The organism is Rhodanobacter sp. C01 (assembly GCF_002001045.1).
GTDB lineage: Bacteria > Pseudomonadota > Gammaproteobacteria > Xanthomonadales > Rhodanobacteraceae > Rhodanobacter.
In genome coordinates this window covers 52352-66126 of record NZ_MUNR01000003.1, presented here as the reverse complement: position 1 = coordinate 66126, position 13775 = coordinate 52352, and the positions used below count along the sequence as shown (strand labels likewise).

11 protein-coding genes and 2 tRNA genes are annotated in these 13775 nt (G+C 58.9%); 4 read left to right on the top strand and 9 right to left on the bottom strand.

Annotated features, from left to right (window positions below):
* Window positions 1-10: 10 nt before the first annotated feature.
* Entirely contained in the window at window positions 11-634 is a 624-nt protein-coding gene (imuA, locus tag B0E50_RS00390; RefSeq protein WP_077439065.1) for a translesion DNA synthesis-associated protein ImuA, read from the bottom strand.
* Window positions 634-1254, bottom strand: a complete 621-nt coding sequence (gene lexA, locus B0E50_RS00385) for a transcriptional repressor LexA (RefSeq protein ID WP_077439063.1) — start codon at window positions 1252-1254, stop codon at window positions 634-636. The genes imuA and lexA overlap by 1 nt, the downstream gene beginning before the upstream one ends.
* Window positions 1255-1455: 201 nt before the next feature.
* On the opposite strand from lexA, the gene B0E50_RS00380 reads away from it, so the two are divergent.
* The 3 genes from B0E50_RS00380 to B0E50_RS00370 all read left to right on the top strand — a co-directional run bounded on the left by B0E50_RS00380 (window position 1456) and on the right by B0E50_RS00370 (window position 6051).
* Entirely contained in the window at window positions 1456-3864 is a 2409-nt protein-coding gene (locus tag B0E50_RS00380; protein ID WP_077439061.1) for a DEAD/DEAH box helicase, read from the top strand.
* A 233-nt stretch (window positions 3865-4097) separates the two neighbouring features.
* Window positions 4098-4682, top strand: a complete 585-nt coding sequence (locus B0E50_RS00375; RefSeq protein WP_254423881.1) for a ribonuclease H-like domain-containing protein — start codon at window positions 4098-4100, stop codon at window positions 4680-4682.
* Window positions 4683-5343: 661 nt separating this feature from the next.
* Window positions 5344-6051 carry a MobA/MobL family protein gene (locus tag B0E50_RS00370; protein WP_077439057.1) on the top strand — a complete coding sequence of 236 codons (708 nt, stop codon included), beginning with the start codon at window positions 5344-5346 and terminating at the stop codon, window positions 6049-6051.
* A gap of 188 nt (window positions 6052-6239) precedes the next feature.
* On the opposite strand, the gene B0E50_RS00365 is transcribed toward B0E50_RS00370, so the two are convergent.
* From B0E50_RS00365 to B0E50_RS00355, 4 genes are read right to left on the bottom strand one after another with little or no spacing between them, the layout of a single operon-like run.
* Window positions 6240-7859: a YfjI family protein gene (locus B0E50_RS00365; RefSeq protein WP_168170757.1), complete on the bottom strand. Its 1620-nt coding sequence runs from the start codon at window positions 7857-7859 to the stop codon at window positions 6240-6242.
* Complete coding sequence (locus tag B0E50_RS17790; RefSeq protein ID WP_077517068.1) at window positions 7856-8194, bottom strand: hypothetical protein; 339 nt, start codon at window positions 8192-8194, stop codon at window positions 7856-7858. Before B0E50_RS17790 ends, B0E50_RS00365 begins: the two co-directional genes overlap by 4 nt.
* Window positions 8191-8592: a hypothetical protein gene (locus B0E50_RS00360; protein ID WP_139350180.1), complete on the bottom strand. Its 402-nt coding sequence runs from the start codon at window positions 8590-8592 to the stop codon at window positions 8191-8193. Before B0E50_RS00360 ends, B0E50_RS17790 begins: the two co-directional genes overlap by 4 nt.
* The gene (locus B0E50_RS00355; protein WP_077439051.1) at window positions 8589-9401 is read right to left on the bottom strand and encodes a hypothetical protein; all 813 of its coding nucleotides are present in this window, start codon (window positions 9399-9401) and stop codon (window positions 8589-8591) included. Before B0E50_RS00355 ends, B0E50_RS00360 begins: the two co-directional genes overlap by 4 nt.
* A 500-nt stretch (window positions 9402-9901) precedes the next feature.
* Here B0E50_RS00355 and B0E50_RS18100 point away from each other — a divergent pair.
* Window positions 9902-10009: transfer RNA gene (locus B0E50_RS18100), tRNA-OTHER, on the top strand.
* Between the two features lie 454 nt (window positions 10010-10463).
* Here B0E50_RS18100 and B0E50_RS00345 read toward each other — a convergent pair.
* The 3 genes from B0E50_RS00345 to alaS all read right to left on the bottom strand — a co-directional run bounded on the left by B0E50_RS00345 (window position 10464) and on the right by alaS (window position 13742).
* A tRNA-Ser gene (locus tag B0E50_RS00345) sits at window positions 10464-10556 on the bottom strand.
* A 76-nt stretch (window positions 10557-10632) separates the two neighbouring features.
* On the bottom strand, window positions 10633-10836 hold the full coding sequence (csrA, locus tag B0E50_RS00340) for a carbon storage regulator CsrA (RefSeq protein WP_077439047.1): 204 nt from the start codon (window positions 10834-10836) through the stop codon (window positions 10633-10635).
* 263 nt (window positions 10837-11099) lie between these two features.
* A complete protein-coding gene (gene alaS / locus B0E50_RS00335) occupies window positions 11100-13742 on the bottom strand; it encodes an alanine--tRNA ligase (protein WP_077439116.1) in 2643 nt (880 codons plus the stop codon).
* Between the last annotated feature and the right edge of the window lie 33 nt (window positions 13743-13775).

Here is a 13775-nt window from a genome sequence, read left to right as displayed (position 1 = left end):
CTAGCCGCCATCAATGGACAGAGCGCGGCATGGGGATGGCCTGGGCAGGTACGGCCCCGCCTCGGCATTTGCGCACCCAGATCTGCGGGCGCGGCGGTGCTTCCAGTTCCAAACGCAGCGCGGCCGGCGATGCGTTGGACAGGTGGGAGCGATCACGGAACACGAATGCAAGCGCCTGCCCGGTGACCGCAGCCACCTGCAGGCGCCGCAAAGCACGATCGTCAGCGTGATGCGGCCATGCCAGCACCGCGGCGCAGCTTCCCGATCGCAAGCACTGCTCAGTGGCCCAGAGCACATCCTTCTCGCCGGCATCTACGAATTCCACACGGCGCATGTCGACGCCGTGCTGACGCCAGCCAGCGACACACGGTGCATACGGGGGTGACACGATCACGACGTTGCGCTGACCTTGGGTCAACCTTGCAAGCGTGGGCAGCACGAGACGAAGCTCACCTACCCCATCGACAGGCAACAAGATTTCCGACAACGAAGCCTCGGGCCACCCGCCTGCAGGCAACACTGCATCAAGTGCACACCAACCGGTGGGCTGATCGCCGACTGATACCTCGTGAGCACGACCACGCCAGACCTGACGAGCATCGAGCAACGTAGAGAGTGGGACCACGGCGTTCATCAGCTACCCCGCAGCAAGCCCGCAAACAATCCTTCGATGGCGAAGTCTTCGGTGGGATCCACGTCAATGGGTTTGAAGCCCGGACTGTTCGGCATCAACCGGATCACATCGCCCTTCCAGTGCAGCCGCTTGATCGTGAAACGGTCGCCATCCACACGCGCGGCGACCACTTGGCCATGACGGGCCACCGGCGTGGCGTGCACTGCAACCAGATCACCGTCAAGGATGCCTTCGTCGCGCATCGAATCGCCCACCACCTTCACCAGGTAGTCCGGTCGCAACCGAAACAGCGAACGGGACACACGCAGGCTGCGATCGACCCGTGACTCCGAAAACAGGGGCTCGCCGGCCGCGATGCGACCGATCAGCGGCAGTTCCAGCGTGTCGGCATCCAAGGGATCGGATTCGCGCACCAGTCGGATACCGCGGGCATGGCTGGGTTCGATCGTCAGCCGACCTTTCGCTTCGAGCGAACGGACGTGTTTGAGCACCGCACTGACGTTGCCGATGCTCAGTGCGTCGCCGATTTCTTCAAGCGTGGGCGCCTGTCCGTCCCGCTCAATCCGGGCGCGGATGAAAGCGAGGACGTTCAATTGACGCTGGGTGATCTGGATGGTCATGGCTCGCATAGTTTCACCTATTTAGGTGAAAATGGAAGTTGAAAAAAAGCCGTACCCAACCACTTGAGACGGATCAATGGCTTAGCACGGTGATCGCATACGGCTTCGAAGGCGACTTCATCCCCAGCGTCCCCCGAAGTGATCTCACGGCGTGAGATAGCTCCGCGATTCACTGCTCCCATCACTCACCCAGGCCACCGCATGAACGCCCTTCCCGATCGCTATGCATCTGACGAACTCGTCCTGAGCAACCCCAGCGATGGCCGCTCGCTGGCGCAGCGGCTCACGAAGCGGTACGCGGCGAGGATCACCGGTGCTTTCATGGTGCCGGGCCGTGAAGGGACATTCGCCCCGTTACCCGACGATCTGCCACCTGCGCTCGCGCAAGCCTTGCGCTCACGTGGCATCGACCAGCTGTATAGCCACCAGACTGAGGCGTGGACGGCGACGCAATCCGGCGCCCATGTCGCCATCGTCACGCCCACCGCCTCTGGCAAGTCGCTCTGCTACACGTTGCCTGTCATCACCGCCGCGATGACCCAGAACGCCAAGGCGCTGTATCTCTTTCCGACGAAAGCGCTGGCGCAAGATCAGGTGGCCGAACTACTCGAACTCAATCAAGCCGGCGATCTGGGCGTCAAAGCCTTCACCTTCGATGGCGACACGCCCGGTGACGCACGCCAAGCCATCCGGCTGCATGGCGACATCGTGGTCAGCAACCCGGACATGTTGCACCAGGCCATCCTGCCGCATCACACCAAGTGGGCGCAGTTCTTCGAGAACTTGCGCTACGTGGTGATCGACGAAGTGCATACCTACCGCGGCGTGTTCGGCTCGCATGTCGCCAATGTCATCCGCCGGCTCAAGCGTGTGTGTGCGTTCTATGGCGTGACGCCGCAGTTCATCCTCTGCTCCGCCACGATCGGCAATCCGAAGGAGCACGCCGAAGCACTGATCGAGGATGTCGTCACCGCGATCACCGAAAGCGGCGCTCCGACCGGCGACAAGCACGTGCTGCTGTGGAACCCGCCGGTGGTCAATCCGGATCTCGGCCTACGCGCCTCGGCGCGGTCGCAGACCAACCGCATCGCGCGACTGGCGATCAAGTCGGGCATGAAGACCCTGGTGTTTGCGCAGTCGCGCACCATGGTCGAAGTGCTGACCAAGTACTTGAAGGACGTGTTCGACAGTGATCCACGTAAACCCGCCAGGATTCGCGCCTACCGTGGCGGCTACTTGCCCAAGGAACGCCGCGCCGCAGAGCGTGAGATGCGTGCGGGCACAATTGATGGAATCGTGAGCACATCTGCCCTGGAGCTGGGCGTGGATATCGGCAGTCTCGATGTCGTCGTGCTCAACGGGTATCCCGGCTCCGTTGCCGCCACCTGGCAGCGGTTCGGCCGCGCCGGTCGCCGGCAGCAGGCAGCGCTCGGGGTGCTGGTGGCCAGCTCCGACCCGCTCGATCAATACCTTGTTCGACACCCGGAATTCTTCCAGGGCGCGCCGCCGGAACACGCCCGCATCCAGCCCGACCAGCCGCTGATCCTGCTCGACCACATTCGTTGTGCTGCTTTTGAGCTGCCGTTCATCGGTGACGAGATGTTCGGCACCGAAGTCGCGACCCCTTGGCTCGACGTGCTGGGTGAGGAAGGCGTGCTGCATCGCGAAGGCGAGCGTTGGGAATGGATCGCCGACAGTTACCCGGCCATCGCCGTGTCATTGCGCTCGGTGGCCGACGGCAACTTCGTGGTGGTCGATCGCACCAACGGACGCCAGACGATCATTGCCGAAGTCGACTACACCGCTGCGCCGGTGACGCTCTATGAGGGCGCCATCCACATGATCCAGTCCGTGCCCTATCAGGTAGAGCGGCTCGACTGGGAAGGTCGCAAGGCCTATGTCACCCGCACACACGTGGACTACTACACCGACGCGATCGACTACACAAAGCTGAAAGTGCTCGATTGCTTTGACACGTCCAACGCCGGATGTGGGCAGGCCCATCATGGCGAAGTACATGTCGTGCGCCGTGTGCCCGGCTACAAGAAGATCCGCTTCTACTCGCACGAGAACATCGGCTTTGGTCCGGTCAATCTGCCCGACCAGGAGTTGCACACCACAGCCGTGTGGTGGCAGCTCGCGCAGGTCGTGCTTGATGCCGCATTCGAGCAACGCCAGCAGGCTCTCGATGGTTTTCTTGGAGCCGCCTACGCGCTGCACATCGTGGCGACCGTCGCGGTGATGGCGGAAGCACGCGACCTGCAGAAGTCGGTGGGCAGCGGCGACGGCGCATGGTTCGTCAGTGCGGACGTTGCGGGTCGCGGGCAGATCCGAGGCAGCGACGGGCAGCCCGCTTCTCTGGCAGCTGATGCGCCGTTCACACCTACGGTGTACCTCTACGACGCGTTTCCCGGTGGTATCGGTCAAAGCGAACCGCTGTTCAACTGCCGCGAGGATCTCGTGGCACAGTCGGTGACCCTCATCGAACGCTGCGATTGTCGTGATGGCTGTCCAGGCTGCGTGGGTCCGGTGTTGGCTGCGGACGAGGAAGCGGTGACGACGCCGAAGGCCTTGGCGCTGCGCGTGCTGGCGCTGCTGGTGGCCCTGTGAGCGCCTTGGCGGCACGGCTGCGCCAGTTGCGTACACAATCTGGCCAAGCGTCTGCGGTGGCTCTGCCGAAGCCCACCCTCGCACCTGACGTGCTCCGACTAATCCAGGGTCGCTCTCGCATGCAGGGCGTGACGCAGCGTGCCTCGTCCAGTGACCGATTCGTGCCCGGGGTCGAGATCGCACCGGGGCTGTTCCTCACCGGAGCGACCATGGATTGGGGATGCCCGTCCCCCATGATTGATACCGCGTTCGCACGTTGGCAGGAACCTGTCGCTTACGACCGGCTGCTGCATTTCGACACCGAAACGACCGGTCTGGCCGGAGGCGCTGGCACCCGCGCGTGGATGATCGGAGCCGCGGATTGGCTGACTGACGGTCGCTTCCGCGTACGCCAGCTGACAACGACCACGATGGGTGCAGAGACAGCGATGCTGCGCACGTTCGCCCAGTGGCTGCAGCCAAACACCGTGCTCGTCAGCTACAACGGCAAGTGCTACGACTCGCCCCTGCTGAAGACGCGCTACCGCTTGGCTCGGTTGCCGGACCCGTTGTCCGGGCTGGTTCATCTGGATCTGCTCCATCCGGTGCGTCGACACTGGAAAGGCGTGTGGGAGAACTGCCGTCTCGTCACCGCCGAGCGGGAGCTGCTTGGTGTCGTGCGGGAAGATGACTTGCCCGGCTCGGAAGCACCAGCTGCATGGCTCAGTTATCTACGTGGCGGCTCGGCGGTGAACCTGAGGCGGGTGCTGGCACACAACACGCAAGACCTAAAGAGTCTGGCTGGCGTGCTATTGCACTTGGCCCGATTGTCAGAGTAGTGCCTGCCCACTTCAGTTCATGTCGCCCCCCGCTCACCGAATGCGGATGGACGCGGCGTCGCAACAGCCAGATGCCGGGTTATTTACGCCTTTTCGATGACATGTCTAGCAACAGGCGGACAGCAACACCAGAAACCGCTGGCGGACACATTGCGCGTGTCATGTGACAAAAGACTCGTTGGGAAGCCCAGGCTCACAAGAATGCCGACGCTCAAGCACGCCGCTTCTATATGGAGCGGACTGTCTATTTCTACCTCTTGATTCCGTCTAACCAAGAAAGTAGTTCGTTGTGGCATGGCCTGTGATCAGCGAAGCAGTGTGACGTAGTCGGACTGCTCAATCGTAAACCACGTCTAAGCCTCAGAGACCATTTGCTCAGTGAGTCGTGCTGCGCGATATGACATCGGCACTACAGGCCAGGTACGGGTAACTTCTACTCGCGTACGCATATATGTGTGAGGTAGTAGTCCTTAGTACCTCACATGAATGGCCGTCTAGATAGCTTGATCAATTACTTGAATAGGGGGGGGAATGCGTACGCGCACTTACCCTTTCTACTTCTGACAACCTAAAACGGCCTGCAATGGGCGCTTCCAAGCAGCCGACGAGCTACCACTCGTCGGTTTTTTTATATATCTCATCGAGAAAGGGTAGTGCACAAATGGCCAGTTACCACTTTGAAATCAAGAGCGGCAAGAAAGGAGGTGCAGCTGAGCATGCTAGGTACATCCTTCGTGATGGCAAGTACACGAAGAAGGAGGATCTACTGGCCACAGGGTACGGCAACATGCCTAAGTGGGCAGAGAACGATTCCCTAGCGTTCTGGAAGTCGGCTGACAGGTATGAACGCGCCAACGGCGCGACGTACCGAGAAATGATCATTGCGTTGCCAAACGAACTCAACACTCAGCAGAACATTGCGCTCACCAAGAGGCTCGTCGAAGACTTGGCCGGTAACAAGCCGTATCAATTCGCACTGCACGCGCCTGATGCCAAGTTAGGAGAAGAGGCAAACACTCACTTACACCTGATGACCTCGGACAGGTTACCTGACGGAATAGTGCGTTCACCTGAGGGAACCTTCATGCGCAACAATCCGAAGTTCCCGGCGCGGGGTGGCTGCAAGAAAGACAGCGGCGGCAAAAGTCCCATGCAGTTGCGGGATGATGTCATCGACAAGCGCAAGCGTGTAGCGAGCATACAGAACCAGATGTTGGCGGAAGTGGGCGAGAAAGCACGTGTCGATCATCGCAGTTATAAGGAGCGTGGCATTGAACAACAACCTGAGCGCCACTTAGGTCAAGCGCGCATCAGAACCATGACGGAACAGGATCGCACTCACTACGTGGCTGGTAGGCCCGACAAGTAGGCGGGGTGAGGGGCGTAACCATCAGAGGTATGGCTAGGTACTCGGGCAAAAAAACGGCCCCAACGAAGGGGCCGAAGGAAAATAGATGCCTCTGTTTTCCAGAATCCTGCGATTCTGCGATTGTTGTCGCAGAATCGCGGAGGTTTCGGAAAAGTACCGCCTCAAATCCGAAGTAGGCGCAGACCGCGCTAGCTAAGCCCAGCTGTGCTCCCGGTGCCGTTCGTACCGTCTCCTTGTCGGCCGGCGGACGCACCAAGACCAAAGTCAAAAAAAGACAGCGTGGCGCGAGCACTTTCAGACTGATTGTTGCAACTCTGTATGAATGGGGATGCTTGGGAAAAATCTTCCGGTATCGGGCTATCAAATGTCTTTAGCGCAAGTTTTCGAAACGCATCCAACGTGAGGTAGATGATCTTTGTCCTACCACACATTCCAGTGGTGAGGTAGCCTTTGTTCATCAGGTGATCGATGGCCGGCTGAAAATATCGGACGCCCGCACGGGTGGAGGGTGGTCCTCCGTTCAGGGCACCGTTGTAGAGAACCTGCGTACTCCCCTTCACCCAATATTTTTTGTACAAATGCTTGAGCACGAGCCATGCGTCCTCGACGGTCCTGGTCAGACCATCATCTTCGTCGAAGATTCGTTTGTGTTCTACGAGATAAAAAAAGGCAACGTCGATTGCGCTGCGCATAGTTTCTTTTTGAATGATCGTGCTGTTGCTATAGAAGAAGAAGTGGAAGATGCCCGCGATGCGCGTCGCGTTCTCCATGTATTTTCCAGCGAAAGGCTTGATGCCAACGTACCTACCGCCGGGCTCCATCTCACGTTTAATTGCCTTGAACTCTTGATCCCAAAGCAATTCAGCTTCGGGTGACAGAGTCAGAATCGTTTGTGAAACGTCATTCGCGGCAAAACGAATGTCAGCTTCAGTCAGAGCTTCCACCATCCGATCATGATACGCACTTGATACTTTCCAAGCTCTGAGGCTCACATCGCTGTCGATGGGTGTTGTGGTCGCCATGGCGATCAAGGTGCGCGCAGTGAAGCCTGATCCTGCTGCCGCGCCCCTATTCCGTTTGATGAATTGCTTGAAAAAGATTGGCTGTGTAACGAAGAGGATTGCCAGATAGGGGTTGTCAATGACGTACTTGGCGACGGCGCTTTCATACGAGGATGAATTCTTCCCGTCCCAGAACGTGCAAAACAAGTCGATCAACTCCATCATTTCACTATCGAAGATTGACTTCGCCTCGGCGTGAGCAAGGATGACTCGGTTGCGCTTGCCGTTCATGGCTTTCATGAAAGCGACACTGCTCATGCCTTGAATCATGCAGATGCGACGGAGAGGCTCTTCTGGCTTGTTTTCCTCGTGAGCTTCACGATCTGAACAGAAATGATCGTCTGGTTCACCAAGTTGCATAGCTTTGACGATGGCGTTCTTCAAGACGTTGTCCTTGATCTTCCAGTACTCCATGGCACGCGCAAAGCGTTTCGTCGCTAAATCAAGAGCTAAATTGCCGAACTTGTCGTGGCGCAGTATTTCCTTGAACAGTTCATCGAACACAGGGGACTTACCGATGCTCGACTCGGCAACGATAATTCCATACACCATGAGTGGGCTGACCATGCCGTCATGATGTTCGACCACTGCGCGAGACATACAGGCTGCTGACATCGCCAGGAGAGCCGTGGTGAGCACCATTTCGTATGAAAAGATGCGACTTGCCGATCGTTGACGGACAAGTTCACTTAGGACGGGCGGGAGTGCGTCGATAACTTCTGACGGAAGACGGTGAGAGGCGCTCATGGCGCCCCGATCCCGTCGTTCGTGGAGTTTGGTGGTTTCCCGCCACATACCTCATCCGTCTGATTGGTGCGAGAACGGCGTTTGCGTTCTGTCTCGAACTTCTTCTTGAACGTTGCTGCCGACATCGAAAGACCACCCGTCGCGAGGGCTAAGCGGAGGTCTTTGAGCGAAACGCCATGCTCGATCAGTGCTGCAATTTCATCGTAATGCGCCTCGAAATCCTTCTGCTTACGGCGGCGTTGGTTCGGCTGAAGCTCGCGTAAGGCCAACGTGATCGGACTCACCGACTTCTCGTCAGATTCAAGCCCGCGAATGACGTTATTGTTCAGGCTCATGGCGTCACCTTCCGGCGTGCTTTCGGGCTGGCTATGAAGGCATCTGCCGATTGGCATGTGCGAGCCTCCAAGCGGCGGAACCACTCCTCGATATCTGCCGCCAACCAGAGCTTCTTCCCCGCGTTGATGCGCGGTTTCGGCAGCTGGTGCCAAGGAAATGGTGGCTTCGCGTCGGCGTTGAGTTGCTTTCCCTCAGCATCGTGGATAGGCACGAGGTCATTGCCGTACGCCCAGGATTTCGAACGACCGATGCGCTTAAGGATGTCACTTTGCGCCATAAGGCCAGAGTGTGCATTCGATCGGCCAATGGCACTCACGCTGTCGGCACATTCGCTGCGCATGGGAAGGCAGTTGCTAGAAGGTACGCTAGTAAAGTTTTCCGGATACGGTGCGTTCATTTCGAGTCCCCTGTGATCAGCTCAATGGCCATGTGGATCGGCGGTGGCACAAGGTCGAACAAGCACCCGGGATAATTTGTGGACGCCAACTCGAACAGCGCTTCGATGACTTCGTCCGGCACAAGCTCTCGAAACTCAGGCGTGTGTGGCTCAAAACCTCCATGGCGCAACAACACCGGATCGATCGGGTGGGCATGCACAGTGTCCCCGTCGCGATGCAGGTAAAGCACCCAGTCGCCGTGGACACCGAAAGTGACATCGGGCATGTCGGCCGCACGCGCCCGCTTGGCAAACTCCCCCAAGAAAGCCGGCCCAGACGCATAGACCCTGTACTCATCCGGGCTTGTCCCATCGTTGCCCTGCGTGGCGGAGTTTCCGCTGTCCCAAACCGCTTCAAAGGAGTCGAAACCGAAGGACTCTGCGAGTTCGTTCAACGCGCGATAAAACTGCTTCAAGTCATCGCGGTTATGGAAACCAAATTCGCGAGCAGCCTCGTTCTCTCGCCCCAGAGGGTCATTGAGCAGCTCAAGAGCGTCCCATATTGGTCGGAATCGATTGATTCGCTCGGCATGGTTGCAAAACGCCCTGTAGCTGCTCGGGATCGGCAAGAACCCGAAATGGGCACTCGCCAGCAGCTGGTAGAGTGAGATTGGCTCCGAACCATTGAGAGCTGAAGTGAGCTGCGACACCGAAAAGGGTGCCGGTATAAACAAGGACTCGGGGAAGATGTCGAGCTGTGTGAGCACAGCCTCGAGTACGGCTTTGTCGTCGTCGTTAAGGACAAACGACGGTTTGGCGTTGGTATTCATAGTTGCCTCAAGCGCAGGTTATGGAAACGCACGCAACCTAGCTATACGCAAGATCACGCACGATCGACCTGTGAGGCATCACGCCACTCGAGCCCCAGTTTAAGGGCTGCTGATGGAACCAGCGGTGACAGGCTAATCGATGATTCCTTCATCAGTCAATACCACTACATTGCTTCTCGCGAAGAGATACGTGCACAGCACTGCGTTGTCGCAGTCTTATATTTCGTAGCGTGTCATTGACTCATCACTGGATCACTCATTGAAGCCGACGTAGCTCGACAGGAGGGCCAGTGAAAGCATGTCCCATGCGGCTCTGAGCCCATCGGTATGGCGCTCAAAGCAGCTCTGGTAGCTGTCGTGGTCAAAGGATGTGGTTCGGATTCCGTGCTGGCTCACGTGTTGATAGCGGTCTATGTAGATTTGTTTTTCTTCTACCTAACTGATACGTCACTGGAGATTCGTATGGATAGTTTAAAAGGCATGTTTGGTGAGGGGATCTCGCGGGGCTGGGTGTGGACCGATCCGAACCATGTCATCTTTGAGACGATAGTGAACAGTGTCTGCTAGCACCGTAGAGATAGAGGGTTCGATTCCCTCCCCCCGCGCCAACTTCAAAAACCGCCCAAGGGCGGTTTTTTTTGTTTCGTCTTGCAACACTAACTCTCCACAGATGTGGGGATTCGGGGTTCACATGAGCCCCTTCCCCGCCATGCTGACGCGTTAATTTGCCGTCACCGCGATGAGGTCCGCGACCTACACGCTGACCAGCCTCAAAACTTCCATCAGCTATCGGGTTACCTGGCGCAGCTCACCCAGGATCAATATCGCTTGCTTGAATAGTGGCTCGAAATGCGGCAGGGTTTTGGGGTCTCCTACTCGGCCTTGCGAAGCTCGGCACGTGGCTGTATCAACCCTTGATTCGCGACTAGGACTGAAAATCGAATCCGCTTCACCAGTCCAGAAACGACCTTTCCAAAGGCCATCCTTGGCATGGGTAAAATCATGGGTAGGTAAATTTCAGCCACAAAAAAGCCCCGCATTTCAGGGGCTTAGTTGCGTATCTGGCGGAGAGAGAGGGATTCGAACCCTCGATAAGGCTTTTGACCCTATACTCCCTTAGCAGGGGAGCCCCTTCGGCCACTCGGGCATCTCTCCGGGTTCTTTCCCGCATTGCTGCGGAGCCGGCAAGGATACTGACCGGCGAGGTCAAGGTAAAGTCCTCGATGCGTGATCAGTGTTCGGCCGAACCTTCCGGCGAGCTACCGCCATCATTTTCGCCCTTGATCCGCTGGTAGATTTCCTCGCGGTGGACGGCTACGTTCTTGGGCGCATTGATGCCGATACGCACCTGATTGCCCTTCACGCCCAGAACGGTGACGGTCACCTCGTCGCCGATCATCAGGGTTTCACCGACCCTGCGGGTCAGAATCAACATGATTTCCTACTCCATTAATTACTGTTGGTCACAGGCCTGCAAATCGACGGCGCCTCACCCCTGAGCCCATCCATCCACAGTTCGACGATTGATCCGCCGAAGGCCCTACCGCCTTCCCGGCTCACAGCCAAAACACCTTCTGAGCGTCCTGACTGGCGATGCCACCGCATACCGGCGACGTCGACACTCCGTCGATACTAACTGAGCCTGATTACCCTGTGCAATGCGTTCAGGTGGCGACAATTGGTCTATGCAGGCTGCATTCACTGACTTGAAATCCAGTCAGGGAGTTCCGACAGGACGGATGGCAGGTTGGGCGCATCCAAGCCACCACCCTGGGCCATGTCCGGACGACCACCACCCTTGCCGTCGATCTGGGCGGCAACATGTGCCACCACGTTGCCCGCCTTGACCCGGCCAAGCGCCTTGCCATGCACGCCGGCGATCAGCGAAACGCGACCTTCCGCCGCACCCGCCAGCAGGATCACGCAGTCGCCGAGCTGCTGCTTGAGCTGGTCCACGCTGTCGCGCAATGACTTGGCATCCAGCCCTTCCAGTCGCGCGGCAACCACCTTGATGCCGCCAACATCCTTTGCGGAGCCAGCCAGATCCGCGGTGGCGGAACCCGCCGCCTTGCTGCGCAACGAGTCCAGTTCGCGCTCGAGCTTCTTCTGCCTGTCGAACAGCTGGCGCAATTTCTCCACGGCATCGTCGCCACTACTCGAAAGCAGTTGCGACAGCTCGCCCAGGCGACGCTCCTCATCGGCAACGTAAGCAAGCGCACCCGCGCCGGTGACGGCCTCGATGCGACGCACGCCGGAGGCCACGCCAGCCTCGCTGACGAGCTTGAACAGGCCGATGTCACCCGTGCGAGCGACGTGGGTGCCGCCGCACAGCTCGGTAGAGAAGTCACCCATCTTCAGCACGCGCACTTCGTCGCCGTACTTCTCGCCGAACAGGGCCATCGCGCCGAACTCGATTGCCTGGTCGTAGCCCATGTTGTGCACTTCGGCGGTCGCATTGCGACGCACCTCGGCATTCACCATAGCCTCCACCCGAGCCAGTTCGTCGGGGCTCATCGGCTTGAAGTGCGAAAAGTCAAAACGCAGACGCTCCGGCGCCACCAGCGAACCCTTTTGCGTGACATGATCGCCCAACACTTCGCGCAACGCGGCGTGCAGCAGGTGCGTCGCCGAGTGATTGAGCACGATCGCCTGGCGACGTGCAGCATCCACACTGGCTTCGACGACATCACCGGTACGCAGCGGCTGCGTACCGTGCCAGCGGCCGGCATGGCCGAAAAACACACCACCCATTTTCAACGTGTCGCCGACTTCGAAACGGCCCGCAGCATTGCGCAACTCGCCGGTATCACCGACCTGGCCGCCCGACTCCGCATAGAACGGCGTGCGATCGAGGATCACCAGTCCTTCTTCGCCTTCGCCAAGCTGATCGACCTGCTTGCCGCCACGCACAATGCCGAGCACCTTGCCGTTCTGGCCGTGCAACGTCTCGTAACCGAGGAAGACCGTGGGCTTGAGCTGGCTGGCCAGCTCTGCCGGCATCTGGCCCTTGGCCTCGAAGCGACCGGCGGCACGGGCACGCTCGCGCTGTTCGTTCATGGCCTGCTCGAAACCGACCATGTCCACGTCGAGGCCACGCTCGCGCGCAATGTCCGCCGTGAGATCGACCGGAAAACCATAAGTGTCGTAGAGGCGGAACGCATCGACACCCGGGATGGTCTTGCCTGATTTCCCTGCCCGGCTCTTATCGGCGATGTCGTCGAACAAGCGCATGCCGTTTTCCAGCGTCTCGCCGAAACGCTGTTCCTCGGTGCGCAGCGCATCCTCCACGAACGCCTGCTTGGCCGACAACTCGGGATAGGCCTCGCCCATTTCCTCGGCCAGCGGCTGGACCATCTTCCAGAAAAAGTCGCCACGCACTCCAAGCATCCAGCCATGCCGCAACGCGCGGCGGATGATCCGGCGCAACACGTAGCCGCGGCCTTCGTTGGAAGGCAACACGCCATCAACGATCAGGAAGGAACAGGCGCGGATGTGATCGGCGATCACGCGCAGCGACTTGTTGGCCAGATCCTTTGTACTGGTGAGTTCACCCGCCACACGGATCAGATGCGCGAACAGATCGATCTCATAATTGGAATGCACGTGCTGCAGCACGGCGGCGAGGCGTTCCAGGCCCATGCCAGTGTCCACGCACGGCGCCGGCAGCGGACTCAGCGTGCCGTCAGGTGCGCGGTCGAACTGCATGAACACCAGGTTCCAGATCTCGATGTAACGGTCGCCGTCCTCGTCCGGTGAACCGGGCGGACCACCGGCGATCCCGGCGCCATGGTCGAAGAAGATCTCGGTGCACGGGCCGCACGGACCGGTATCGGCCATCTGCCAGAAATTGTCGGAGGCGAACGGTGCGCCCTTGTTGTCACCGATGCGCACGATGCGCTCTGCGGGAACACCGACTTCCTTGTTCCAGATGCCGTAGGCCTCGTCGTCGGTGTGATAGACGGTGACCCACAGCTTGTCGGCCGGCAGCTTGAACACGCTGGTCAGCAATTCCCACGCGTAGAGAATCGCGCCGCGCTTGAAGTAATCGCCGAACGACCAGTTGCCGAGCATCTCGAAGAACGTGTGATGACGCGCGGTGTAACCCACGGCATCGAGGTCGTTGTGCTTGCCACCGGCACGCAGGCAGCGCTGCACGTCCGCCGCCCGGACGTATCCAGGTTTTTCGCTGCCGAGGAACACGTTCTTGAACTGCACCATGCCCGAGTTGGTGAACAACAAGGTCGGGTCGCTGGACGGCACCAGCGAGCTGGACGGCACGATGGTGTGGTCCTTGGAACGGAAATAATCGAGGAAGGCAGAGCGGATTTCGGCAGTTTTCATGCGGGTCATGGCGGCAAGCGGTAGAAGGCCACG